This is a genomic window from Pedobacter sp. 10L46_2 (genome assembly GCF_056395165.1).
In genome coordinates, this window is the sequence record NZ_JBFTIZ010000019.1 from 1 (window position 1) to 24,543 (window position 24,543).

At 37.9% G+C, this 24,543-nt stretch carries 25 protein-coding genes; 12 read left to right on the forward strand and 13 right to left on the reverse strand.

What is annotated here, in order from left to right; genetic code table 11:
* Together AC1DDX_RS03815 and AC1DDX_RS03820 are read right to left on the reverse strand one after the other, a co-directional pair.
* On the reverse strand, positions 1-579 hold a 579-nt coding region (locus AC1DDX_RS03815), incomplete at its 3' end, for a beta-propeller fold lactonase family protein (protein WP_477621788.1).
* A gap of 7 nt (positions 580-586) precedes the next feature.
* Positions 587-2,056: a pseudouridine synthase gene (locus tag AC1DDX_RS03820; protein WP_337717235.1), complete on the reverse strand. Its 1,470-nt coding sequence runs from the start codon at positions 2,054-2,056 to the stop codon at positions 587-589.
* Between the two features lie 328 nt (positions 2,057-2,384).
* Between AC1DDX_RS03820 and AC1DDX_RS03825 the strand changes: the two genes are divergently transcribed.
* The 4 genes from AC1DDX_RS03825 to AC1DDX_RS03840 all read left to right on the forward strand — a co-directional run bounded on the left by AC1DDX_RS03825 (position 2,385) and on the right by AC1DDX_RS03840 (position 8,194).
* Positions 2,385-3,173: a lytic transglycosylase domain-containing protein gene (locus AC1DDX_RS03825; RefSeq protein WP_288881998.1), complete on the forward strand. Its 789-nt coding sequence runs from the start codon at positions 2,385-2,387 to the stop codon at positions 3,171-3,173.
* 103 nt (positions 3,174-3,276) lie between these two features.
* Complete coding sequence (locus AC1DDX_RS03830) at positions 3,277-4,320, forward strand: ferredoxin--NADP reductase (protein ID WP_337717234.1); 1,044 nt, start codon at positions 3,277-3,279, stop codon at positions 4,318-4,320.
* 90 nt (positions 4,321-4,410) lie between these two features.
* Positions 4,411-7,254 (forward strand): excinuclease ABC subunit UvrA, encoded by a 2,844-nt coding sequence (gene uvrA / locus AC1DDX_RS03835; RefSeq protein ID WP_477621789.1) that lies wholly within the window; start codon positions 4,411-4,413, stop codon positions 7,252-7,254.
* 4 nt (positions 7,255-7,258) lie between these two features.
* A complete protein-coding gene (locus AC1DDX_RS03840) occupies positions 7,259-8,194 on the forward strand; it encodes an NAD(P)H-hydrate dehydratase (protein ID WP_288882001.1) in 936 nt (311 codons plus the stop codon).
* Positions 8,195-8,199: 5 nt separating this feature from the next.
* On the opposite strand, the gene AC1DDX_RS03845 is transcribed toward AC1DDX_RS03840, so the two are convergent.
* The 7 genes from AC1DDX_RS03845 to AC1DDX_RS03875 form a co-directional block, all read right to left on the reverse strand.
* Positions 8,200-9,078 (reverse strand): anti-sigma factor, encoded by an 879-nt coding sequence (locus AC1DDX_RS03845; protein ID WP_288882004.1) that lies wholly within the window; start codon positions 9,076-9,078, stop codon positions 8,200-8,202.
* 1 nt (position 9,079) lies between these two features.
* Positions 9,080-9,631, reverse strand: coding sequence for an RNA polymerase sigma factor (locus AC1DDX_RS03850; protein WP_172661567.1), 552 nt, complete (start codon positions 9,629-9,631; stop codon positions 9,080-9,082).
* Positions 9,632-9,697: 66 nt separating this feature from the next.
* Positions 9,698-10,576 (reverse strand): lipoyl synthase, encoded by an 879-nt coding sequence (gene lipA / locus AC1DDX_RS03855; protein WP_108205081.1) that lies wholly within the window; start codon positions 10,574-10,576, stop codon positions 9,698-9,700.
* 278 nt (positions 10,577-10,854) lie between these two features.
* Positions 10,855-11,187, reverse strand: coding sequence for a bacillithiol system redox-active protein YtxJ (ytxJ, locus tag AC1DDX_RS03860; protein ID WP_099440663.1), 333 nt, complete (start codon positions 11,185-11,187; stop codon positions 10,855-10,857).
* Between the two features lie 217 nt (positions 11,188-11,404).
* On the reverse strand, positions 11,405-11,896 hold the full coding sequence (gene ribH, locus AC1DDX_RS03865; protein WP_172661566.1) for a 6,7-dimethyl-8-ribityllumazine synthase: 492 nt from the start codon (positions 11,894-11,896) through the stop codon (positions 11,405-11,407).
* A 56-nt stretch (positions 11,897-11,952) separates the two neighbouring features.
* Entirely contained in the window at positions 11,953-13,512 is a 1,560-nt protein-coding gene (locus tag AC1DDX_RS03870) for a hypothetical protein (protein WP_337717232.1), read from the reverse strand.
* Between the two features lie 105 nt (positions 13,513-13,617).
* The gene (locus tag AC1DDX_RS03875; protein ID WP_337717230.1) at positions 13,618-14,286 is read right to left on the reverse strand and encodes a tetratricopeptide repeat protein; all 669 of its coding nucleotides are present in this window, start codon (positions 14,284-14,286) and stop codon (positions 13,618-13,620) included.
* 226 nt (positions 14,287-14,512) lie between these two features.
* Between AC1DDX_RS03875 and recF the strand changes: the two genes are divergently transcribed.
* Both recF and AC1DDX_RS03885 read left to right on the forward strand, forming a co-directional pair.
* A complete protein-coding gene (recF, locus tag AC1DDX_RS03880; protein WP_172661876.1) occupies positions 14,513-15,616 on the forward strand; it encodes a DNA replication/repair protein RecF in 1,104 nt (367 codons plus the stop codon).
* On the forward strand, positions 15,609-15,899 hold the full coding sequence (locus AC1DDX_RS03885) for a DciA family protein (protein WP_068891393.1): 291 nt from the start codon (positions 15,609-15,611) through the stop codon (positions 15,897-15,899). The genes recF and AC1DDX_RS03885 overlap by 8 nt, the downstream gene beginning before the upstream one ends.
* A 14-nt stretch (positions 15,900-15,913) precedes the next feature.
* Here AC1DDX_RS03885 and AC1DDX_RS03890 read toward each other — a convergent pair whose 3' ends face one another.
* The 3 genes from AC1DDX_RS03890 to AC1DDX_RS03900 all read right to left on the reverse strand — a co-directional run bounded on the left by AC1DDX_RS03890 (position 15,914) and on the right by AC1DDX_RS03900 (position 17,386).
* Positions 15,914-16,081: a hypothetical protein gene (locus AC1DDX_RS03890; RefSeq protein WP_172661564.1), complete on the reverse strand. Its 168-nt coding sequence runs from the start codon at positions 16,079-16,081 to the stop codon at positions 15,914-15,916.
* Between the two features lie 53 nt (positions 16,082-16,134).
* Positions 16,135-16,875 carry an FKBP-type peptidyl-prolyl cis-trans isomerase gene (locus AC1DDX_RS03895; protein ID WP_288882016.1) on the reverse strand — a complete coding sequence of 247 codons (741 nt, stop codon included), beginning with the start codon at positions 16,873-16,875 and terminating at the stop codon, positions 16,135-16,137.
* 91 nt (positions 16,876-16,966) lie between these two features.
* Positions 16,967-17,386: a nucleoside-diphosphate kinase gene (locus tag AC1DDX_RS03900; protein ID WP_048907485.1), complete on the reverse strand. Its 420-nt coding sequence runs from the start codon at positions 17,384-17,386 to the stop codon at positions 16,967-16,969.
* Positions 17,387-17,584: 198 nt separating this feature from the next.
* On the opposite strand from AC1DDX_RS03900, the gene AC1DDX_RS03905 reads away from it, so the two are divergent.
* The 5 genes from AC1DDX_RS03905 (at position 17,585) to AC1DDX_RS03925 (ending at position 22,993) form a co-directional block, all read left to right on the forward strand.
* Complete coding sequence (locus tag AC1DDX_RS03905) at positions 17,585-18,595, forward strand: DHH family phosphoesterase (RefSeq protein WP_172661561.1); 1,011 nt, start codon at positions 17,585-17,587, stop codon at positions 18,593-18,595.
* Between the two features lie 33 nt (positions 18,596-18,628).
* Positions 18,629-19,630: an FKBP-type peptidyl-prolyl cis-trans isomerase gene (locus AC1DDX_RS03910; protein ID WP_172661560.1), complete on the forward strand. Its 1,002-nt coding sequence runs from the start codon at positions 18,629-18,631 to the stop codon at positions 19,628-19,630.
* Between the two features lie 106 nt (positions 19,631-19,736).
* On the forward strand, positions 19,737-20,504 hold the full coding sequence (locus AC1DDX_RS03915) for a TatD family hydrolase (RefSeq protein ID WP_172661559.1): 768 nt from the start codon (positions 19,737-19,739) through the stop codon (positions 20,502-20,504).
* 2 nt (positions 20,505-20,506) lie between these two features.
* Positions 20,507-21,523 carry an asparaginase gene (locus tag AC1DDX_RS03920; RefSeq protein ID WP_172661558.1) on the forward strand — a complete coding sequence of 339 codons (1,017 nt, stop codon included), beginning with the start codon at positions 20,507-20,509 and terminating at the stop codon, positions 21,521-21,523.
* Between the two features lie 54 nt (positions 21,524-21,577).
* Entirely contained in the window at positions 21,578-22,993 is a 1,416-nt protein-coding gene (locus AC1DDX_RS03925; protein WP_172661557.1) for an MBL fold metallo-hydrolase, read from the forward strand.
* 4 nt (positions 22,994-22,997) lie between these two features.
* Here the strand turns inward: AC1DDX_RS03925 and AC1DDX_RS03930 are convergent, their stop codons facing one another.
* A complete protein-coding gene (locus tag AC1DDX_RS03930; RefSeq protein WP_288882024.1) occupies positions 22,998-23,993 on the reverse strand; it encodes an alpha/beta hydrolase in 996 nt (331 codons plus the stop codon).
* 71 nt (positions 23,994-24,064) lie between these two features.
* Between AC1DDX_RS03930 and AC1DDX_RS03935 the strand changes: the two genes are divergently transcribed.
* Positions 24,065-24,543, forward strand: a 479-nt coding sequence (locus tag AC1DDX_RS03935) for a polyprenyl synthetase family protein (protein ID WP_477621790.1), incomplete at its 3' end; no start/stop codon positions are given.

A 24,543-nucleotide genomic window follows, 5' to 3' on the forward strand; every position in this document is an offset into this window, starting at 1 on the left:
ATTATATAAGTAAACCTTATCTGTTCCAAGGTCATTAATAATTAAATATTTATGATCTGGTGTAAAAAACACCATGTGCACATGAGGACTATTTTGCCTGTCTTTATTAACGCTTTTTCCAAAGTGCTGAACAATTTGTTTTAATGCACCCAATGAGCCATTGCTTTCAATGCCGAAAACAGAAGCATTACCTCCAGAATAATTGGCAGAGATTACATTTTTCTCATCGGCAACAATATAACAAGGATCATCACCATTCGTAGCCTGTTTGTTTAAAAACTTAAGGTCACCTTTTGCAGCGTCAAAACTAAATGCGCTTACCGCGCTTGTTTTTCCAGTTTCGTTTACAGCGTAAACAAATTTGTTATCTGCACTTAAGGTAAGGTAACTTGGGTTTTCAACACCTTTTGTAACACTTAACTGTTTAGATTCACCAGTATTGGTGTCAAAATCATAAGTATAAATTCCTTCGCTCTTACCCGTATTGGTATATGTTCCAATTATTAAATTGTAATCATTTTTCTGTGCACAACTTTGCATCGCTAAAAGGATAATGGGTAAAAGGAAAGATTTTCTCATGTTTAAATTATTTAATCAGATGTTTGATCTGGATTAATTCATGTTCTTCAAGGAAACGCCATCTTCCACGTGGAAGATCCTTCTTGGTTAAATTACCATAAACAACTCTATCCAGTTTAACAACATCGTAGCCCAGGTGTTCAAAAATCCTGCGCACAATTCTGTTTTTACCACTATGGATCTGGATACCAACCTCGCGTTTGGTGCCACCGGCAACGTAAGATACTGAATCTGGTTTAATTATACCATCTTCAAGTTCAATCCCAAACTGAATTTTATTCAAATCACCCTGACTTAAACTCCTGCTTAATTCAACGTGATAGATTTTTGTAATGCCATTTTTAGGATGAGATAGTTTGTCGGCAAGATCACCATCGTTTGTCATTAATAACAAACCAGTAGTATTGCGATCTAATCTTCCAACAGGATAAATACGTTCTCTACTTGCTTTTTCAACAAGTTGCATCACAGTTCTGCGTTCTTGTGGATCATCAGTAGTGGTGATGTAATCTTTAGGTTTGTTTAAAAGCACATAAACCTTTTTCTCACGTTTTAACAATTCACCATTATAGCGGATCTCATCTTTCGAAGGATCAACTTTCTGACCTAATTCAGAAACAACTACTCCATTAACAGAAACTACGCCGGCAGCAATAAGCTCATCGGCTTTACGACGGGAACAAATTCCTGAATTTGCGATGTATCTGTTTAAACGGATTAAGCCGTCGTCTTTTATAACAGGAGATTTCCTGCTGCGCATAACCGTTTCTTTATCGAAACGTTCTGGACGTCCGCCGCGCTCTGCACGATCAGGGCGAGATTGAAAGTCAGATTTCGCGCCATCTCCCTCTCTTTTCCTGAATGGTCTGCTGTCAGTACTTCTAGACGATTGTCCTTTTTTATCATCGAACTTCCTGAAAGGCTTATCGCCAGTAGGACTAAAATTATCTTTCTTTATGTAACTGCGAGTTTTTTCGCCTGGAGGAGTTTCTCTTGAGCTACCTTCTTTATAAGCTCTTGGCTTGTAGTCTCTGTTGTCTCCGTCTCTTGGTGTTCTTGGCTTAAAGTCTTTACCTGCCGCACCTCTAGGGGCAAATCCTTTTGAATCACCATCCCTTGGTGTTCTTGGTTTGAAATCACTACCCGATGTTCTTGGGCCTCTTGATTTGAAATCTTTTGAGTCGTTCTCAGTTCTTGGTTTAAAGCCTCTAGAGTCTCCGTCTTTTCCTCCTCTAGGTTTAAAATCCTTTCTGTCGCCCTCTCTTGGCTTATAATCTCTGTTGCTGTCTCCGTCTCTTGGTGTTCTTGGCTTAAAGTCTTTCGACGCACCAAATTTATTATCTTTTCCTTCTCTATCATCAAACTTGCTTTTTCCTTTGTAAGAACTCTCTGTTCCACTTGGTCTTTTGCCAGTTGTGCTTCGGTTTCCCGGTTTGGACTTGTCATCCCGACTGTTCCTGTTGTTGTTTTTTATCATGATACGCTTTTAACCGCATAATTTATGCGGGTGCAAACTTACTTAAAATTGCTCTAATTCACAATTTTAAGTGTAGATAAACCGTAATATTTCAGAAAATGCGGAGCTCCTTTATAGGTTGGTTTTGGAGGTTTTACTGACTGGTTTTGGAGTCGAAAATGCTTAGTTTTTCGCATTTTTTCTCTTGCGTAACCTGAACCAAAAAAATCTAGCCTCACGGCAGTTTAAACCTCGATTTTGGAAGTGTTTTTCATAAAAGCTTGATAATTAGGTCAATATGTTGTATGTTTGCAGGCGTTTTATATTATTAACCAAAAAAAGGAGGAAAATGATAAAGAAACACATAATAACATGTACGGTAATAATTTCATTACTGGTTATGGCAAAAGTGTTTGCTTACAACATGCCCCAAGCAGCAAAAAGTCTTTCAAAAGAAGAAAAAACAACAAAAAAAGATACAACAGTAACACAAAATGAAAAGCCATTATCTCTGATGGCTAAATTGAGTTTCGCAGAAGAAACACTACCACTAGGGGATGCCAAAGTGGAACGCAAAATGAAGAGAATTCTAGCAGAATTTAGCTTCGACAATTTACAGACCAATCGCCTGCATAGAAAAGCGGCAGAATGGTTTCCTGTGATAGAACCAATCCTTGCCGCTTACGGCATTCCAGAGGATTTTAAATATGTTCCTTTAGTAGAATCAGGATTAAAAGCGGGTGTGTCACCAAAAGGTGCCTCAGGGTTTTGGCAATTTATGCCTACAACTGCCCGTACATACGGTTTAAAAGTTAACTCAAGAGTAGATGAGCGTCAGAATTTACGTAAATCAACTATAGCAGCGGCTAAATACATCAAAGAGCTTTATGGTATTTTTGATAGCTGGACACTTGTTGCAGCAGCCTATAATGTAGGTGATGGCCACATGAGAAGACAAATAGACAGACAAAATCAGGATAATTATTTCAAAATGAAATTAAACCGTGAAACAGGCGGTTATGTTTATAAATTGATTTCCATGAAAGAGATAGTGGAAGATCCTGTTCGTCATGGCTATAGAGCTCCAAGAGCATTATTAGCTTTGAACGGGGGTAATGCCCAAAGTTCTATAAATTAGAAAGAGAAAAGACACGTGCAAATGGGGAAAGCCGTTCCAAATTATTGGAACGGCTTTTTGTTTTATATGAAAATTACTAATTTACTGCCCTATGATGGGAGCGATGAAATTGCGTATACAAAATATGAAGTATGGGCCGGGGGAAACACTGGTTCTTACATTCGATGTTTTGGATGGATTAAAACCAAAATACTTAGCCGGCCAATTTTTAACATTAGTTTTTGATATTCAAGGAAGAGCGCTTAGGAGGTCGTATTCTCTATGTAGTTCTCCTGATGTTGATGAACCACTTGCTATTGCTATAAAACGAGTAGAAAACGGTGAAATATCGAGACTATTGCATCATAGAACAGCAGTTGGAGATATCCTGTATGCTATGCAACCCAATGGTTTGTTTACTTACCCGCCGCAAGATGAGCTAAAAAGAACTGTTTTCCTTTTTGGCGCAGGGGTAGGCATTACACCGCTTTTCGCTATTATTAAAACGGCTCTGGTAAAAGAAAGCCATTCGAAGCTCATCCTTATATATAGTAGTCGCTCGCCAGCTGAAACACTTTTTTACGATGAGCTTAATGAGCTGGAGAAAAACTATCCCGATAGGTTTAAGATTATTTACGTATCAAGCCAATCGCAGAATCTGATGATGGCCAGGTTAAATGTGTTTCTTATAGAAAAAATAGTTAAGGAATGCATGGAGTTTAATGAAAGAGACGCTTTATTCTATACCTGCGGGCCAATAGACTATATGGTTACCTGCCGCATTACCCTGCTTAACCTGGGATTCGATATCAGTCAGATCAAAAGAGAAACTTTTGTAATGCCGGAGGATGAAGTAGATGAAGACGATACTACAGAAAAGGAAGTAAAAGATACAAATACCTACTCTGTGGTTTTGAACCTTAGAGGGCAGGAATACAGACTTTCGGTGCCCTATAATAAGACGATACTTAATGCCGCTCTTGAACAAAATATAGATGTGCCGTACAGTTGTAAGGCTGGAATCTGCAGTACATGTACTGCAAATTGCGTTAAAGGCGGTGTACGTATGGATTATAACGAAATTTTAATGGATGATGAAATTGCGGCCGGCAGGGTGCTGGTCTGTACAGGCCATCCTACAGAAAATGACACAACCATAGTTTGGTAAATAGATAATCTTTCCTTATAATGGCTTACCTTTGTGCCTTTAAAATTGTTATCTTAATCATCAGATATCCATATTGTTTTTAATATATATATGAGCAAAAATACCATTGACCTGGGCGAGCAAAAAGATGTAGAAGTGTATGGTGCCAGGGTGCATAACCTTAAAAATATAGATGTTTCCTTTCCCAGAAATAAGCTTGTTGTAATTACAGGCTTAAGTGGAAGCGGCAAGTCCTCGTTGGCATTTGATACCATTTATGCCGAGGGACAACGGAGGTATATGGAAACCTTTAGTGCCTATTCGCGCCAGTTTATGGGGGGGATGGAAAGACCTGATGTAGATAAAGTCTCGGGCTTAAGCCCGGTTATTGCAATTGAACAAAAAACGACAAGTAAGAACCCAAGATCTACCGTAGGAACAATTACTGAGATCTATGATTTTATGCGTTTACTTTATGCCCGCGCAGCTGATGCCTTTTCTTACAATACAGGTGAGAAGATGGAGCGTATGAGCGAAGATCAGATCCTTAATAACATATTCAATAAGTTTGATGACATGCCGGTAAATATCCTGGCACCCGTTGTTAAAGGTCGTAAGGGCCACTACCGGGAACTTTTTGAACAAATCCGTAAACAAGGATACGTTAAAGTGCGTATCGATGGCGATATACAGGATATTACACCTAAAATGCAGGTTGACAGGTACAAGATCCACGACATTGAAATTGTTGTAGACAGGCTTGTAATAGACCGGAAAGATATAAAACGACTTCAGGATTCACTCCAAACTGCTATGCGTTTAGGAAAGGGAATCATCAAAATAAGTGATAAGGCAAACAATGTGTCTCATTWCAGTCGTTTTTTAATGTGCCCAACAACGGGCATCTCTTACGATGAGCCACAGCCAAATAGTTTTTCTTTTAACTCTCCTTATGGAGCTTGTGAGAATTGCGACGGCTTAGGATACATATTTGTAATTGATAAAGAGTCGGTGATGCCGAATCCTAAACTAAGTATTCTAAATGGAGGATTAGCCCCGTTAGGCGAATATCGAGAAGTATGGGTATTTCAGGTTTTAAAAGCGCTTGCAAAAAAATATAACTTCTCGCTTTCAACTCCACTTGAAAAACTTGGAGAAGAGAATATTAATATTCTTCTAAATGGTACTCACGAATTATTAAGTGTAGCCGTAGAGTATAATAAATGGAACGTTCAGAACTATCAAATCTCATTTGATGGAATTATTAAGCTGTTAGAAGAGCAGCAAGAGCGGAAGGGTGAGGGAGGAGTTGATGATATGGAGAGCTTCCGGAAACTAAAAACCTGCCCTGTATGTAATGGCGCGCGTTTAAAGAAAGAGAGTCTGAACTTTAAAATTGATGGTAAGAACATATTTGAGCTTGCCGAAATGGACATCATCAGCCTTAAAAACTGGTATGTAGATGTAGAGAGCAGACTTACCGAGCGRCAAAACATTATTGCCAAAGAAATTCTTAAAGAGATACGCGCCAGATTAGGCTTCCTTACAGATGTTGGTTTAAATTACCTGTCGTTAGATCGTACTGCACGTACACTTTCTGGCGGTGAGGCACAAAGAATCAGGTTAGCTACCCAAATCGGGTCGCAGTTAATGAATGTAATGTATATTCTGGACGAGCCTAGTATTGGTTTGCATCAGCGTGATAATGAGCGTTTAATAGGAGCCCTTAAAAATCTTAGGGATCTTGGTAATACGGTGTTGGTTGTTGAACACGATAAGGACATGATTCTGGAAGCAGATCATGTAATTGATGTAGGCCCTGCTGCAGGAGCCCATGGTGGCCAAATTGTTGCGCAGGGAACACCAGCTCAAATCCTGAAATCGGATACCTTAACTGCCGCTTATCTAAATGGTAAAAAGGGGATAGAGGTGCCTGCCAAACGCAGAAAAGGAAATGGACACAAGCTTTCCATCATTAAGGCAAGCGGCCACAATTTAAAAGATGTTTCGGTTGATTTTCCATTAGGCAAGTTTATAGCAGTTACCGGAGTATCTGGCAGTGGCAAATCAAGTTTAATTACTGAAACACTGTATCCCATATTAAACCATCACTTCTTTAGAGCAAAAAAACATCCGCTTCCGTACGAAAGGATTAACGGCTTAAAAGAAATAGATAAAGTAATCGAAATAGATCAGGCACCTATTGGTCGTACGCCACGTTCTAATCCATCCACCTATACAGGTGTATTTTCAGATATCAGAAATCTGTACGTTCAGCTGCCTGAAGCCAAGATAAGAGGCTATAAGCCTGGCCGCTTCTCTTTCAATGTAAAGGGGGGGCGTTGCGAAACCTGTCAGGGTGGAGGAATGAAGGTTATAGAGATGAACTTCCTGCCAGATGTACAGGTGCCATGTGAAGAGTGTGGAGGAAAAAGATATAACCGCGAAACGCTGGAAGTACGTTACAGAAGTAAATCTATCAGCGACGTATTGGACATGAGTATAGAAGAAGCATGCGACTTCTTTGAGAACATGCCTTCTATTTATCGCAAAATTAAAACACTTAAAGATGTTGGTTTAGGATATATCACCCTGGGGCAATCATCAACAACTTTATCGGGAGGAGAAGCGCAGCGTGTAAAACTGGCTACAGAACTCTCTAAAAAAGATACAGGAAGAACTTTTTACATTCTGGATGAACCAACTACGGGTTTGCACTTTGAAGATATCAATGTATTGTTAGGTGTACTAAACGAATTGGTTGAAAAGGGAAATACAGTACTTGTTATTGAACATAACCTGGATGTTGTAAAAGTTGCCGACTGGGTTATTGACCTTGGTGAAGAAGGCGGTATAGGTGGAGGCAGAATTATCTTTGAGGGCACACCAGAAGGATTAATTCAAAACCCAATAAGCCTTACCGGTAAGTTTTTAAAAAAAGAAATGGGACTTTAAGCATATGGCTATCTTTTTAGATTCTTTCATTCCAGACTCAGATCCGCACAGCAAAGTGCAGGTGGTAGGAACGGGTCTGGGTAAACAAAATACTAAAGAAGAAGAAACATCTCCATATCGCCTTATACAGCCTGATGATATCAAAAAGTTGTTTAAAGAAAGAACAGCATTTTCGTATAAAGGCACTTATGGGCATGCATTAATTATTGCAGGTGCTCCCCAAACTATGGGAGCTGCGTTGCTGGCCTCTAAGGGCTGCCTTTATGCAGGAGCAGGGCTGACTACCACTTCAATGCCCGAAAGCGGCCTGTTGGCGTTGAATACATCCCTACCGGAAGTAATGTTTGTAAAAAGGAAGGCACTGCTAAAAAATGAAGCACTAACTAAGTATAATGCCATATCTATAGGCCCTGGTTTAGGTAAAGGAGCAAAAGCTGAACAGACACTGGCGCAGTTATTTGCCCTAAAAAGAGACTTTATTGCAGATGCAGACGCCTTAAATATATTAGCTTCGCGTCCGGATCTGTTGGCTGTAATAGAAAAACACTCCATAATAACACCCCACCTAAAGGAATTTGATAATTTATTTGGCAAGCATACGAATTGGTGGGACAGGCTACAGACTGCACGAAAAAAAGCGATACAGCTAGGCATAGTGATTGTTCTTAAAAATCAATATACTTTTATTGTGAGCCAGCGAGGTGAAGTACTTATTAATTCCACTGGTAACCCGGCAATGGCACAGGGTGGTATGGGGGATGTGCTTACCGGAATAATTACCGCATATGTTGCACAAGGTTATCCTGCAAAGGATGCCGCAATATTAGGATGCTATTTTCATGGCAAAGCAGGCGATGATTTGGCTGCAGATGTTTTTAATGTAACTGCATCACAGGTTGCAATGCAACTTCCAAAAACTGTAAAAGATTTTCTGGGTTAAAATTGTTAGATCGAAACGTTGCCTATTACAATCATTTGATTCATGGTAGGACTTACGCTGCCACCTTTTTTCTCTAGCGTTACTGCAAATGCAGCAGCAGAGCCAATTTCTTTCATGGCCACAAGAATATGAGTAGAATCTGCTTTAACGTCAAATACACCTAAATCAACAGGTTTGCCATTTACAATAGCCCAAAGTTGATATTGATGTTGCTGATCATTGGCAGGTAAATCCATTTTAGAATTGTCGACCATTACATGTTTACCTTTTGCATGCCAGTAAACCGTCATTTTCGCTTTCGGATCCATAACAGTTCCAGCTAGTTTTACGGTTTTCCAATCCGGATCATTGTTCATATCAATGATCTTTTGCAGATCAGCATTGCTTTGCTTCATGAAATTAACAGTACTTGTAAATTTCTCGTTGTTAAGGTTTAAGGCAGCAATCTGATCTTTGGCATCGCCTAATTGATTGTGTGCAGAGTAAAGCGCAACAATACTTACAGCTAAAAGCGCAATACATGCTACAAGTGCAATTCGTAAAGATTTTATTTTAGACTCATAAGGAGCGGTGTTCAATGGTACAATTACCGCTTCTTTTATCGGTTCAACTACTTTAACAGGCTCTGGTAAAGACTCGGTTTTTTCCGGACTTTTGGTAACGCCTATTTTTTCCAGAATTTTACTCTCCAGATCAATAGAAGGACTTATCGCATTTTCAAGCGCATATTGTTCCATAGCAATCTCAATGGCTTCAATTTCCTGTTTTACTTCAGGATATTTTGATGCCATTGCTTCAACTTCTTTCTGCTCCTGAGCATTTAATTGCCCCAGAACGTAAAGTTCAAGTATGCCTGATTCAATATATGCTTTTACTTCTTCCACTTTAGTTAAAATGCTTTCTTAATTCCATAATAGCCATTCTGATACGTGTTTTTACAGTACCTAATGGTAAATTTAATTCTTCTGCCGTTTCTACGTGTGTGTACCCCTTAAAATACACCATATTTAATACATCGTTAAATTCGGGTTTAAGCGCGGTAACCATATCTTTTATCCCCAGAATATCCGCATTAAAGGTAACCTCTTTTTGTGCGTCAATGAAATCTACGTTATTTTCTATATCTTGGTTTTTACCTGAATTTTTAAAATCTTTTGAGCGTAACTTGTCTATAGCTAAGTTGCGTGCAATGTTCATCATCCATGTAAATAGTCGGCCTTTAGAGCTGTCGTAGCTATCTGCAGAGTTCCAGATTTTTATAAAGGTTTCTTGTAACAGATCTTCAGCTACTTCAGTTTGCAGAATAATCCTTGAGATAACACCTAGCAATGCACCAGAGTACATGTCATACAATGCCTGAACAGCTATAGTATCCCGACTTTTCAGTTTACTAACCAGCTCTTCTTCAGATAGCGATATTTTTTTTGTAGTTCCCAAGGGTTTTGCTAATATACAGAAACTACAACAAGATGAAAGGAGAATTTGTTTTTAATTAACCGGGAGTTAAAAATCAAATAAGTGTTTCTCTGCATGATAAGAAGAACGTACCAGAGGGCCGCTTTCTACATACCTTAATCCTTTAGCCAATCCTATTTCTTTGTATTTAGCAAACTGATCTGGATGAATCCAGTCTATCACAGGGTGATGATTACGTGTAGGTTGCAGATACTGGCCCAGTGTTAAAATATGAACTCCATTAGCTACAAGGTCATCCATTGCTTCTAAAACGTCATCTTCTGTTTCACCTAAACCAAGCATGATGCCTGTTTTAGTTCTTAATCCAAATTCCGAAATGCGTTTCAGACATTCTAAACTTCTATCGTATTTTGCCTGGATACGCACTTGTTTGGTTAAACGTCTAACTGTTTCAACATTGTGTGACATCACCTCAGGTCTTTCTTCCAATACACGGTACAAGTTGTCCCATACCCCTCTGAAATCCGGAATAAGTGTTTCAAGAGTAGTCTCAGGACTTTCTCTTCTAATTGCCTGTAGGGTTTCTGCCCAGATAATAGAGCCACCATCTTTTAAATCATCTCTGTCTACCGAGGTAATAACGCAATGTTTTACCTGCATCAGTTTAACTGAATTGGCCACACGGTTTGGCTCGTCAAGGTCAACGGCTAAAGGTCGGCCTGTGGCTACAGCACAGAAGGAACAAGAACGTGTACAAATATTTCCCAGGATCATAAAGGTAGCCGTGCCTGCGCCCCAGCATTCGCCCATATTGGGGCAATTACCGCTTTCGCAGATCGTATGTAGCTTATGAGTGTCTACAAGACTACGAACTTGTGCATATTCTTTACCAACAGGAAGCTTTACTCTAAGCCAATCTGGTTTACGTTGTACTGGGTTTTCTGAAACAACCGGAAGTGCGATCATGGTACAAAGTTAAGCAATAGGTTTGAATTGTTGCAAAAATGAAATGTTTACCTGGTGTAATGTTATTTTTTAACCCTACATAAATATCTGATAATCAGATTTGTATTGGGGTTTATACAATGCTTATACAATGATCAAACAATAGTTAACCAATGCTTAAGCAATAAAAGATTGTATAAACGATGTGTAAAATGTTGATAAACAATGTGTAACGGCAATATAAGGCATGCGTTAGCCTGCCCGGAAAAGGGTTTCTTTTAACTTCTAAAGTAGATTTGCTAGTTGTTGATCACTTCTGCAACTTCGTCTGCAGAGATGTCACTATGAGAAGCATCCAGAATACAATCTCCATCTTTGATCAAAAGGATTTGAGGAGATTCATGGTGCACTTGAAAAATTTCAGCTATTTCTGCAGAGATGTCGCGATAGCTGATCAGGTCAAGAAAATACAGTGAAGTATCAGCTGGTAATACTTCCCAGTCCAATTCAAAACGTCGCTTAGCCATAGAGCTAACCGAACAGCGGGTACTGTGTTTAAAAATTAAACTGTAACCTTCTTTTTGTTTTATTTCGCTGATTTGAGTTAAATCAGTAATGTTTTTCCACTGCATCTAATATCTTTCTAAAGTTTAGCCTTAGTTATCATCTTCTTCTCTTGCCTTCCGGATACGAATTGTAAGCCGGACAAAGCCTGTTAGAACATGCTTCTAAAACAGATATGGCAAAAAATACGCCAAGTAATAAAATAGCTACTTTCTTCATCTGTATGATCTTTAATTGATATATTCTTCTAATCTACAGCTTTTCGAAGAAAGTATCAAAGTAATTTTAGACTGTTGCCAAAAGCTCAGCCATTTTTAAAGCGGTAATAGCAGCCTCATCACCTTTATTTCCGTGTTTACCTCCGGCTCTGTCTATAGCTTGTTGCTGATCATTGGTAGTTAATACACCAAATATTACAGGTTTACTATGTTTAACACTTACCTGAGTGATACCGTTTGCAACTGCATCACAAATAAAGTCAAAGTGTTTGGTATCTCCCTGTATTACACAGCCAAGGCAAATAACCGCATCAAGGTCCTTATGTTTTTGTAAAAGCAGATCAGCTGCGGATGTTAGTTCAAAGCTACCCGGTACTGCAATTGATAGGATATTCTCTTGGGTAACACCATGTTTAGTTAGTGTTTCCAAAGCGCCATTGTATAAGCTTCCGGTAATTTCTGCGTTCCATTCTGCTACCGCTATAGCTATCTTAAAAGCGCTTCCGTTTGGTACTGTTGTATGAGAAAAATCAGACAGGTTCTTTAATTGTGTTGCCATGGGGCAAAGCTAGGGAAAAATCATAAAAGTTTTTTAATTGAAAAGTAAGGAAGTGCTTAAAGTACTTTTGTTGATTCTAGGTAAGAGATTGCTGCTTTTGGAGTAAAAAGATAAAGATCATGATAGATGCGGTCGGTTGGCACTCTTATTAACTGATAGCTGGAATATCTTTGATTAATAATTTCTGTAATGGCATAAATAACCGGATTGTTAAATCCCATTTCAAGATAATTGCAAGTAAATGCGTGCTGCTCTCCATCTATTTCAAATGAGACTTTGAATTCCCAGCGGGAATACAAAGTTTCTGGTTCGTAAATAGGAAAACCATCGTCGATGTTTGAAAAATTTAATATGCCTTTGGAAATGTGATTTAGAGTCTCGAGAAATTCTTTATACGGCTTTTTGCCAGGTAGCGGGTCTGTAATTACAGGAATTACAATTTCAGGGAATAATGATAAAATTTCTGTAGCCAGGTAATACGTTTTTTGGTAAATGCCTGTGATACGTGTGTTCAATTCCGCCTCACTTAGAGATGAGAAAATACCACTTTCTTTAAAATGATGCATTGCATAGGCAATGTGTTTGTAAGAAATGGGTAATTGGAAATTGGGTATAGGTGTGTTGTATAAAAATAGATCATCCTTCCTGTAGAACTGAAATATCTGTTGGTTTTCGCGATCTACTCTGCAAATTAGGATTTTTTGGTGATGCTCAGGGAATAAAAGTCCGGGTAATTTTGAGATTAAAGAAGTAAATCTGTGGCTGCAATTAAAATCAGCAAGCAGGATATTTACAGATTTAAGTATATTTTGAATAAGGATTTGATCATAACTTCTCTTGTTTTCAGGTATATGAAAATCAGTATGATCATACTTATGGACTTGCTCTCCGGTATTAATATTTATTGTCCATTTTTTAGAATGGTGAATAGGCACGCCTGAAAACTCACCGATTGAGAACGTAATTTCCTTAATCTTAAATACAGTATAGATTAAACTATTTACAATTTCAGTTAGATCTGCAAGCAGTTCTTTATGGCCCTCCGGGTAATGCAACAGATCAATAACAGAGCAATATCTGCTGTACTTAAAGAAATCGAAATAGCCCTGGAGTTTACTTTCTGTTATGTCTGCCCGCAGTTTTTCCAGCTCATCAGGATTTAGTAACCCACTGATTAATCCATAGGAGTACTTTTGAGTAAGCGTATCGGCAAATTCTAATTGCTTTTCTATGGTAAAAGCAGCTTTTAATTTAATTAGTTCGTTGGCCAGATGTAAGATGTGAAATTCGCTTAGAATGCAGTGTTTTAGCCTTTCATCCAGTTTATGATGAATGTCATTGCTAATCAATTTGTATCTTAATAAGATCTCTAAAAAAGCAATGGACTCATTACTATTTTGTTTATCTGAAGACACCGAAACTGATTCGTCTGGTACAATAACAATTCCCACATTGGTATTTATTTCTTCTGAGTCTCTGTTTAAGAAAAAATAATACAAAGCCTCGAAAGGTAATAATGGATGTTGACGGGATGCTTTATTCAGGAAGCTGGTTATTCGTGTTGCTTCTCTGTCAGTAATGATTTTCGCGTTTCTGAGGTCGTTAATTAAATCCATGAGTTAGAATTTTTATTAAGGTATAAAAAATAGAGGAAACGTAAAACGTCAAAAAAAAAGGCCGGTACATATGTACTGGCCTTTTAGTAGAATATTTGTAGCAAACTATTTTGCCTGTGCTTCTGCACGAGCAATATATTCGTCTATCATTTGAGCTTCCTGACTTTGAGGATACTGTGTTTTAATTTTGTTGTAAGCATCAGCAGCACCTTTGTAGTCTTTTTGAACTTCATAAACTAAACCTAGTTTTTTAAGGAACAATGGAGAGGTGAATTTGTTGCTTGCTTTATCGGCAGCTTTTTTATAATAAGTGATGGCTTGCTTGTAGTCTTTTAGTTCGCTGTAAGCGTCACCTAATAAACCTAATGCTAAAGGATCTGCAACAGGGCTTCCTGTATCAGAGTATTTACCTAAAGATTCAATTGCTTTTTTGTATTCACCTTTACGTAAATAGATGCCGCCTAAATAAAGGTTAGCAAGGTTGGCCGATTTAGTGTTCGCGTATTCATCAGCAATTTTTTCAAATCCTGGATAACCACCTTCGCCGTTTATAGCTTTGTTGGCTAATGAGTCTACACCAAGGAATTGCTCTGCTTTATACATTTTAGCTGAGGCTTCTTCCGCTCTGTTTTTTAAATAAACATTCTGATACCAGATGTAAATTCCAATTAGTACAATGATAGCACCTGCAATGAACAAAAGGCTTTTTGAGTTTTCTTGTAAAAAAGAACCCTTTCTTACCTGTTGATTTATTTCTTTTTCTGTTGTGGACATTTTATTTAAAAAAATTAAGGACTGCAAAAATACATTTTTACATTAAAGTATCAACCTCTTTTTTGAGTATTTAAATAAAGTTTAATGAACTGAGCGTTAATTAGAACCAATATGTTGCTGAGGCATGTTAAACTGCCATCAAAATGGGGAAAGTTTGTGGGTAAATAAATAGGCATGTATCGACCCGATTTAACAAAGCTAAACGGTAACTTTGGCTTCAGATAATATGTGGTTAAAGAATATTACACTCCTAAATTTTAAGAACTACGCAGATGCTAGTATTAGTTTTTCCAAAACAGTAAATGCGTTTGTGGGAAACAATGGCGCCGGTAAAACTAATTTGCTGGATGCAATACATTATTTATGCCTTTGTAAGGGTTATTTTAATCCAATTGACAGTCAACAGATTAAAACAGCCGAGGATCTTTTTTTAATACAGGGTGATTTTGACCGGAAAGAGAAGAATGAGAAAATAACCTGCGGTGTTAAACGAAACCAGAAGAAACAGTTTAAAAGAAATAAAAAAGAGTACGATAAATTAGCTGATCATATTGGGCTGTTCCCTTTGGTGATGATTTCTCCTTACGATACCAATATTATTACTGATGGGAGTGAGGAACGGAGACGTTTTATGGATAATGTGATCTCGCAAACAGATACCCACTATTTAGATGAACTTATTTTATATAACCGCCATCTGTTGAATCGCAATGCGCTATTTAAGCAGATAGGAATAACAAGAAGCTATGATCCAACTTTGTTGGAGATTTATAATGAGCAACTGGTTCAGTCGGGACTAAAGATTTTTGCCAAGCGGAAACAATTTATGCTTGATTTTATTCCACTGTTTGATAAGTATTATCAGTTTTTAACAGATGATAATGAGCAGGTAAGTTTGCAATACCAGAGCCAGTTAAGTGATACTCCTTTTGAACAGTTGCTTGCACAATCTATAGAAAAGGATAAGATTTTAGAGAGAACTACCACCGGAATTCATAAAGATGATCTGATATTTACCATTACAGAAATGCCTTTAAAGAAGTTTGGTTCGCAAGGGCAACAAAAATCGTTTTTAATTGCATTAAAATTGGCGCAATATGCTTATCTTCAGAAACATAAAGGGTTTAAGCCCTTGCTGTTGTTAGACGATATTTTTGATAAACTTGATGACAACAGGATGCATAAATTAATGGAAATGGTTTCTCATCAGGACTTTGGACAGATTTTTATAACCGATACAGGAAGAGAGAGAGTTTTGGCTTTGTTTAATAAGATAAACGTGCCGGTAACATTATTTGAAGTAAATAACGGATCAGTAAATCATGCGTAAACCTAATGATATTACCTTAAAAGAAGGTATTGGTAAATTACTGAATGTATACAGACTAAAAGGCCGGTTTGATGAAACCTCTGTAGTTGCTTTTTGGCCAGAATTAATGGGTAAAGCTGTAGCGAACCGAACTACGCAGATTTACATTGCACACAAGAAATTGTTTGTGAGAATCGAATCGTCGGTTGTTAAAAATGAATTGCTGATGGTTAGAGCCGGCATTATTCAAAAGATAAATGAACATGCCGGCACTGAGGTGATTACAGATATTGTGTTTCTGTAGTGTTTTTACTTAACTTAAAATATTCTGCTGATCAACCAAATGATTAGCGCCAGTACCAGAACAACAACGATTACTCCGGTCCAAACGCCTGCTTTAAAAATTCCTTGAATTAATTCACAGCTGGCTAATGTGGTTGATAGAAATGCAATAATTGCGAGTGGGAAAAATCTTTTGGTCATCATAAGCTTTATGTTTTTAATGTATGTAACAAAATCTTATGATAATGGTTTTAGATTTACTTGCCGTTTACCTTAAGAAGCTCAATTTCAAAAACCAGTGTGCTGTAAGGAGGAATGTCCTGACCAGCCCCACGTTCGCCATAGGCAAGGTTGTATGGTATAAAGAATTTATATTTTGAACCAGCCGGCATTAATTGTACTCCTTCTGTCCATCCGGCAATAACGTTGTTAAGCGGGAATGAAATAGGCTCACCTCTATCGTACGAGCTATCAAACTGTTTYCCGTTTAATAGGGTACCTTTATAATGTACAAGAACTGAGTCTGTAGCTTTGGGCATAATACCTGTGCCTTTTGTAATTACCTGGTATTGTAATCCAGTTGCTGTAACCTGAACTCCGGGTTGTTTTTTGTTGTTTTCCAGAAATGCTGTGCCTTCGGCAATTGCTGGTCCGAACTTCTTTTTACTTAAGGTTGCAAATAGATTGTTGATGGCAGATTGTGAACCTTGTGTTGTTAAAGCGAAAGGCTTATCATTAAAGGCGTCTTTCAGACCTTGAACTAATAAGTCGTAATTAAGGGCATTTAAACCGTCTTTTTTCATACTGCTAGCCATTGTTATTCCGAAAGAATAACTTGCCGAGTCTAGCGTAGTTTTAAATGCAGGTTTGGCGATTGGTTTTTGTACGCTTTTAGTAGCGGTAGCTTTTTTGGTAGTGGTGGTAGGCTTTTTGCTTGTCTGAGCAAGTGCTGCAACTGAGCATAGTGGTAATAAAAGTGCGATAGCGATCTTCTTCATTTTAATAAATTTGTTCCGAAAGGTACAAACTTATGATTATTACCCTGCATGTTAATAAAATTTTGAACATGCAGGATAATAAAAGATCTTACTAGAAACGCTCAGCAGCGGTAAAGAAGAAATCGCCTTCTATAGCAGCGTTTTCATTTGAATCTGAACCGTGAACAGCATTTGCATCGATAGATTTTGCATATTTTCTGCGGATAGTACCTTCAGCTGCTTCTGCAGGGTTGGTAGCTCCGATAAGTGTTCTGAAATCTTCAATTGCATTATCCTTTTCTAAAATAGCAGCAACGATAGGTCCAGACGACATAAAGCTTACTAAATCTGCGTAAAAAGGACGTTCTTTATGTACTTCATAAAATTTACCAGCAGTTTCAGGCGTTAATTGAGTGTATTTTAGTGCGATGATTTTAAAACCAGCTGTAGTTATATCATTAATAATTGCGCCGATATGCCCGTTTGCAACAGCATCAGGCTTGATCATGGTAAAAGTTCTGTTCGTTGTCATTTTTTTATTTCAAATTTTTTGCAAAATTACGTTTTATACTGTTAATATTAAAGTTTGAAATTTATATATACTTGCCGTTGCATAAAACAAAACAATTCGATATCACCTCTATCTTGTAAATAAATTGGATTATAGAGGAAATATAATAGGTTCAATTAATCATTAAATATTAATTCGTTAGCTTTGCGACCGAAAATTATGTTATCCATTTCAGAAATAAAGTCGTTGCTGGCTACGCCGCAAAAAATAGTGATCACTACCCATCATAAACCTGATGGTGATGCAATGGGCTCTTCTTTGGGCTTATATGCTTATTTGATTCAATTGGGGCATCACGTTAAGGTGATTACACCTACTGATTACCCATATTTTTTGCATTGGCTTCCTAATAACTCTGATGTAATCATTTATACGGAACAGCCTGAGCACTCAGCAGAATTAGTTGCCGATGCTGCAATGATCTTTTGTCTGGATTTTAATAGCCTTACCAGAATTAATGAACTTGGTGAGTTGGTTAGAGCTTCAAGTGCTTATAAATTAATGATAGATCATCACCTGGAGCCTGAAGATTTTGACGACTATCGTCATTGGAGTATTAGTGCATGTGCTGCGGCTCAGTTGGTTTATGAGTTTATTGTAGATGAGCTTGGAGATGGAGCAAGGATGAACAAAGACATTGCTACCTGCCTTTATACCGGTTTAATGACAGATTCTGGTTCTTTCAGATTCCCATCAGCAACATCTGCAGTATACCGCATGGCAGCTGATCTGATAGATCTGGGAGCGGAGCATTGGAAGATCCATCAGTTGGTTTATGATAATGCTACTGAAAACAGGTTAAGATTTTTAGGCCACTGTATAAGTAACAAGTTAGAGATACTACGAGAGTTTAATACCGCAATTATTTCTGTTACTAAAGAAGAATTAAACGAATATAATATAGCTACAGGAGATACAGAGGGGATAGTAAACTATGCCTTATCTATAAACGGGATCAGGCTTGCCGCATTTATTATTGAAAGAACTGATAAAGTTAAATTATCTTTGCGCTCCACCGGGGATTTTCCTGCTAATGAAATTTGCAAGAAATATTTTAATGGTGGTGGACACAGGAATGCGGCAGGAGGATTTTCGGATAAGAATTTAGAGGATACAATAGCGCAATTTAAATCGGTATTGATAGAATATAAAACACAATTATTACAATAAATAAAAACCAAAAAATAATTTATAAACAACCACATGAAGAAAGGTATAGTAATTCTTTTCGCAGCAACACTTGGGTTAGCTGCTTGTAACAACTACAAAAAAGGACCGGGAGGTTTGATGTATCAGATACACAAATCTGGAGGAAACGAAAAAATTAAAGAAGGTGATATTGTTAAAATCAACTTTATCCAAAAAACTGAAAAAGATTCGACAATTGTAAGCACGTTCGATTTAGGTCAGCCACAAGTATTTCCTGTTGGGAAAAAAGCTTATGATGGCGATATGAACGATGTACTTTATTTATTTGGTGAAGGTGATAGTGCAACGTTTAAGTTAAACCTTGATACTATGGCTAAGCACTCTGGTCAGCCAAAACCACCAGCAAATGCAAAAGATACCTATATGGTGTTTACTGTTAAAATAGAAAAAGTATTGAAAAAGGCTGCTGGCGAGGCAGATACAACTTTCCAAAAGAAAGCTCAGGAGTTTTTCCAAAAAGATTATCAAGCTACTATAGCTAAATTGAAAGATTCTGAAGCTGGTAAAATCAAAAAATTCATTGCTGACAATAACCTTAAAACGCAAACTACTGCATCAGGATTACAGTATGTAATTAATGCTCCGGGTAATGCTCAAAAACCAGTTGCGGGTGATACAATTATGTTAAACTACACTGGTAAATTGCTTAATAAAAAAGCAGACGGTAAAGACAATATTTTTGACACTTCGGTTGAATCTGTTGCTAAAGCAGCTGGAAAATACAATGCTATGGCAAAATATGCTCCACGTCCGTTTACTATCGGTGCAGCAATCCCAGGATTTGATGAGGCTTATCAATTAATTGGTAAAGGTGGAAAAATCACTGTAATTATTCCTTCTGCATTAGGTTACGGAGAAGGCGGTCAGCCACAAGCTGGAATTACTCCTTTCTCTCCTCTTTGCTTTGACATTGAGATTGTAGATATTAAAAAACCAACAGCTCAGGCTGGTGCAACTATTGCTCCAATAACTCCTGCAGCTCCAGTGAAAAAATAATATTTTAGCTGTATATACAGCGAGATTAAAAGGGGGTGTGTCATTTTTATGATACACCCCCTTTTTGTTATTATCAGCTTACTGTGGTTTTTTGTTAACTTTGCTCATGCTTTTAACAGATACCCATACACACCTGTATTACGAAACAGACGAAGAGAAACAAGCATTGCTTATGCAGCGTTGCTTTGATAATAATATAGAGCGATTGTTTCTGCCCAATGTTGATATTGCTTCGATTGCAAGTATAGATGCCATGGTGAAGAAATACCCTAAAAATTGTTTTGCGATGGCAGGCCTGCATCCTTGTGAGGTGAAGGAGGATTACGAACTGGTATTGGATGAAATTTGCCAAAGTATTGTGGATAGAGAGATTTATGCTATAGGCGAAATAGGGATTGATCTTTACTGGGATAAAGCAACTTTAGAGATTCAGAAAATTGCTTTTATAGAACAGATTAATTGGGCTAAGGATCTTGATTTGCCTATCGTTATTCATTGCAGGGAAGCCTTTAATGAGGTTTTTGAAGTATTGGAGCAAGAGAAGGACAAAAAGCTAAGAGGGATTTTTCATTGTTTTACAGGGAACCTGGAACAGGCTAAACATGCTATAGAACTTGGGTTTTACTTAGGTATAGGAGGTGTGGTTACGTATAAAAAATCGGGACTTGACGAAGTGTTAAAAGATATCCCGCTTGCTAATATTGTGTTAGAAACTGATTCTCCGTATTTAGCCCCTGTTCCTTTTAGAGGAAAGCCTAACGAAAGTAGTTACCTTATTCATATTGCAGAAAAGCTGGCTGAAATCTATAATACAAGTGTAGAAGAGATTGCTTCAGTAACTACAGCCAATTCCATCAGCATTTTTAAAGTTTAGTAATGACCAGAATACTTATTATTTATACCGGTGGTACAATTGGAATGGTTAATGATCCCAAAACCGGGACGCTGATTCCTTTTGATTTTAAGCAAATTCAACAAAATGTTCCTGAACTAAAGCGGTTGAACTATGATCTTGATGTGTATTCGTTTGATCCTATCCTCGATTCCTCTAACATGACACCGGAGATCTGGGCTGATATTGCTCAGTTGATTTATGATAAATATGACGAGTTTGATGGTTTTGTGATTTTGCATGGATCAGATACAATGGCTTTTACCGCATCTGCTTTAAGTTTTATGCTCGAAAACCTTGGGAAACCGGTAGTGCTTACAGGTTCTCAGCTCCCTATTGGAGAAATCAGGACCGATGCAAAAGAGAATTTAATTACTGCACTGGAAATAGCTGCTACCAAAACAAACGGAAAGGCAATGATCCCTGAAGTGTGTATCTATTTTGATTATCAGTTGTTCAGAGGAAACAGGTCAATAAAATACAACGCTGAAAAATTTGAAGCTTTTCGATCGCCAAATTATCCTATTCTGGCAGAAGCAGGAGTAACACTTTCTTTTTTTAAGAACTATATTTTACCTCAGCCGGAGAAGCCGTTAAAAGTAAATTTGAAATTTAATCCAAATATTGGTGTTTTGAAACTGTATCCGGGGATTTCACCTCAGGCAGTTAAAGCAATAACCGATTCTCCGGTAGATGCTATTATTTTAGAAACTTTTGGCTCGGGAAATACGACTACTGCCGACTGGTTTATTGAATGCCTGCAAAAAGCGATTAATAAGGGTAAGGTGATCATAGATATTACTCAATGTCAGCGTGGCTCAGTTGAGCTAGGAATGTATCAAACAAGTAAAAAGCTGCAACAGATGGGAGTGGTGAGCGGTTATGATATGACGTTTGAGGCTACCACTACCAAATTAATGTACCTTATGGGGCAGGGTCTGGAAAAAAGTGAACTGGTGCGCTTAATAGAAAAGCCTTTAAGAGGGGAATTAACTGTTTAAAGTAAATTTGCGACGTAGGTTTTATGCTGAAAGATTATAATCTTAAATTTGTATATGAATATTGAACAGATCTATACGGGTTGTTTGGCAGAAGCGGCTTACTATATTGAGAGTAATGGCGAGGCTGCTATAATTGATCCTTTGCGTGAAGTTGAGCCATATTTAAAGAAAGCGGAGAAAGATAGAGCGAAGATTAAGTATATTTTTGAAACACATTTTCATGCAGATTTTGTATCCGGACACATAGATTTAGCAGAGAAATCTGGTGCTGATATTGTATACGGGCCAACTGCTAAAACATCTTTTAAATCCCATATTGCCAAAGATGGAGAGCAATTTAAAGTTGGGGATTTGACGATTACTGCTTTGCATACACCCGGACATACGCCGGAGTCTACAACTTATTTGCTGACCGATAAAGAAGGTAAGTCTTATTGCATTTTTACAGGTGATACCTTGTTTATTGGTGATGTAGGCAGGCCAGATCTGGCTCAGCAAGGTTCTTTAACTGTTGAGGACATGGCGGCTACGCTATATGATTCATTGCATAATAAAATATTAACCTTACCAGATGATGTGCTGGTATACCCTGCACACGGCGCTGGTTCTGCCTGTGGGAAAAACATGAGTAAGGAAACTTTTGATACTCTGGGGCATCAAAAGGAAGTAAACTATGCACTTAAGGCGGCAACAAAAGAGCAGTTTATAAAAGAAGTGACCGATGGTATTTTACCACCACCCCAGTACTTTGCCAAGAATGCTGAGATGAATAAACATGGTTACGAGAGCTTTGATGATGTTTATGAAAAGGGTTTTAATCCCTTAAACCCAGATGAGTTTGAAGCGATGGTTAATCATGCGGGAGCTGTGATTCTAGATACGAGGGATCCACAGGTTTTTGCTAAGGGGTTTATTCCTTCGTCGGTAAATATTGGTCTTAACGGGCAATTTGCTCCGTGGGTAGGTGCCTTAATTACAGATCTGAAGCAAGCTTTATTGTTAATTGTTGAGGATGGAAAAGAAGAAGAAGCGATTACCCGTTTATCTCGTGTAGGTTATGATAATACTATTGGATACCTGAAAGGCGGCATTGCCGCATGGGAAGCAAGTGGTAAGGATATAGACATCATTACTTCTATTTCTGCTGAAGCGTTTGAAGATATCGTAAATGCGGATCCTGATGTGAACGCCCTTGATGTAAGGAAGCCAGGAGAATATGAAGCAGAGCATTTAGAGAATACGCTGGCCCGTCCTTTGGATTATATTAATGAATGGACAAAGGAAATTGATACTAAGCAAACCTATTATATTCATTGCGCCGGTGGCTACCGTTCTATGATAGCGGCATCTATACTAAAAGCGAGAGGGGTTGATCATGTTGTGGATATTGCAGGAGGATATGGAGCCATCAAATCTACCGGGTTGAAGCGGACAGATTTTGCCTGCCCATCTAAAGCCATGAAAGACTGAGATTTTAGTTTGTTTTGATCTTTAAAGTATTTGTAATGAAGTTGTCAATAGCCCTCTGTACACTTTCAATATCTTTGGAAGTAATATGAGAGCCAAGAACATGACTTCCTCCGTTAGGGATGGCTACCTTGGCTTTTAAGCTGGCTGGTGTTCCTAATTCATCATACATTTTTAACATCGCATCGACCTTTACGACAGGATCCTGTTCCTGCTCATTTTTATAGTAGTATAAAAGTAATAGTGGTTGTTTAATCTTGTTAAAAGTTTCTTCGGTCATGCTTGTTTCAACCAGCTCTTCCAGTTGTACCACAGATTCCAGACGATACTGGGTATACCAGTACTTTTTATATTCTTCAGACTTGCCTTCTACTATTTTTTCTTTCCCGCCAATTACCAATCTCGACATTTCTAATCCCCATGGGTTATTGGCAAGAAAAGCAAGCTTATCGTTAATTGCCACATTAGGCGAAATTAGAATAACGCTATAAATATCCGGATAAGTGGCTGCAAGCTTTAATGCCAGTGTACCACCAGTAGAGGTGCCAACAAGAATCACTTTTTTACCTAATCTTTTTCCTATTTCAAGAGCTTGTTTGGCGCTTTCCCATAAACGATCGGCAGTTGAGTATTCCATTGCCGAAACGGTGTCTACACCATGATCTGCTAGTCGGGAGAGATAAAGATTTGCTTTTATTTTTTTAGCAAGATTTATATGAACGGGATTTCCTTCTTCTTTTGAAGCCGAGTAGCCATGTAAATAGACTACTGCATACTCCGTTTGCTGATGGACAGCATTATCAGCCCAAACAATTTCAGCTTCATTATTTGGTTTTATTTTATGTCGACTTTCTATACTTTTAACATAATCTTCGAGTTTATCAACTGGGGGAATTGCGGGGAGATTTGTTGAATAAAGTGGATGCTGAGGTTTTGGGCCTAACAGATAGACCACAATTGCCAGGGCTAGCAGAGAGGATAGTACTATTAATGTTATTTTCACCTTAAACTTTTTACTAAAAGTACGGTTTTAAAGGAATTTAATTTATGTTTGCACACACATTTTTTACCTGAATGCCTGGAATAGATCAGATAAAATTACCAATAGTAAAAGATATTGATGTCTTCGAAGAAAAATTCAAAGACTCGATGCATAGCGATGCTCCATTATTAGACCGTATTACCCATTATATTGTAAAAAGAAAGGGTAAGCAGATCCGTCCGATGTTCGTTTTTTTTGCTGCAAAACTTTGTGGTGGTATTATCGAATCTACTCATCGTGGGGCTGCATTAGTAGAGTTACTTCATACTGCCACACTGGTTCATGATGATGTAGTTGACAATGCTTATGAAAGAAGAGGGTTCTTTTCTATTAATGCATTATGGAAAAATAAAATAGCCGTATTAGTTGGCGATTATTTGCTGGCTAAGGGTTTATTGCTATCAGTAAATAATGGTGAGTTCCGATTGCTGCAAATAGTATCTGAGGCGGTAAAACAGATGAGTGAGGGTGAGTTGCTGCAGATTGAGAAGGTAAGGCGCATGGATATCAG

What these genes read in the sequence shown, in the direction of transcription:
- AC1DDX_RS03820 (WP_337717235.1), bottom strand. Translation starts at nt 2,056, where the DNA reads ATGATAAAAAACAACAACAGGAACAGTCGGGATGACAAGTCCAAACCG.
- AC1DDX_RS03825 (WP_288881998.1), top strand. Translation starts at nt 2,385, where the DNA reads ATGATAAAGAAACACATAATAACATGTACGGTAATAATTTCATTACTG.
- AC1DDX_RS03830 (WP_337717234.1), top strand. Translation starts at nt 3,277, where the DNA reads ATGAAATTGCGTATACAAAATATGAAGTATGGGCCGGGGGAAACACTG.
- AC1DDX_RS03840 (WP_288882001.1), top strand. Translation starts at nt 7,259, where the DNA reads ATGGCTATCTTTTTAGATTCTTTCATTCCAGACTCAGATCCGCACAGC.
- lipA (WP_108205081.1), bottom strand. Translation starts at nt 10,576, where the DNA reads ATGATCGCACTTCCGGTTGTTTCAGAAAACCCAGTACAACGTAAACCA.
- ytxJ (WP_099440663.1), bottom strand. Translation starts at nt 11,187, where the DNA reads ATGCAGTGGAAAAACATTACTGATTTAACTCAAATCAGCGAAATAAAA.
- ribH (WP_172661566.1), bottom strand. Translation starts at nt 11,896, where the DNA reads ATGGCAACACAATTAAAGAACCTGTCTGATTTTTCTCATACAACAGTA.
- AC1DDX_RS03870 (WP_337717232.1), bottom strand. Translation starts at nt 13,512, where the DNA reads ATGGATTTAATTAACGACCTCAGAAACGCGAAAATCATTACTGACAGA.
- AC1DDX_RS03875 (WP_337717230.1), bottom strand. Translation starts at nt 14,286, where the DNA reads ATGTCCACAACAGAAAAAGAAATAAATCAACAGGTAAGAAAGGGTTCT.
- recF (WP_172661876.1), top strand. Translation starts at nt 14,513, where the DNA reads ATGTGGTTAAAGAATATTACACTCCTAAATTTTAAGAACTACGCAGAT.
- AC1DDX_RS03885 (WP_068891393.1), top strand. Translation starts at nt 15,609, where the DNA reads ATGCGTAAACCTAATGATATTACCTTAAAAGAAGGTATTGGTAAATTA.
- AC1DDX_RS03890 (WP_172661564.1), bottom strand. Translation starts at nt 16,081, where the DNA reads ATGATGACCAAAAGATTTTTCCCACTCGCAATTATTGCATTTCTATCA.
- AC1DDX_RS03900 (WP_048907485.1), bottom strand. Translation starts at nt 17,386, where the DNA reads ATGACAACGAACAGAACTTTTACCATGATCAAGCCTGATGCTGTTGCA.
- AC1DDX_RS03905 (WP_172661561.1), top strand. Translation starts at nt 17,585, where the DNA reads ATGTTATCCATTTCAGAAATAAAGTCGTTGCTGGCTACGCCGCAAAAA.
- AC1DDX_RS03910 (WP_172661560.1), top strand. Translation starts at nt 18,629, where the DNA reads ATGAAGAAAGGTATAGTAATTCTTTTCGCAGCAACACTTGGGTTAGCT.
- AC1DDX_RS03915 (WP_172661559.1), top strand. Translation starts at nt 19,737, where the DNA reads ATGCTTTTAACAGATACCCATACACACCTGTATTACGAAACAGACGAA.
- AC1DDX_RS03920 (WP_172661558.1), top strand. Translation starts at nt 20,507, where the DNA reads ATGACCAGAATACTTATTATTTATACCGGTGGTACAATTGGAATGGTT.
- AC1DDX_RS03925 (WP_172661557.1), top strand. Translation starts at nt 21,578, where the DNA reads ATGAATATTGAACAGATCTATACGGGTTGTTTGGCAGAAGCGGCTTAC.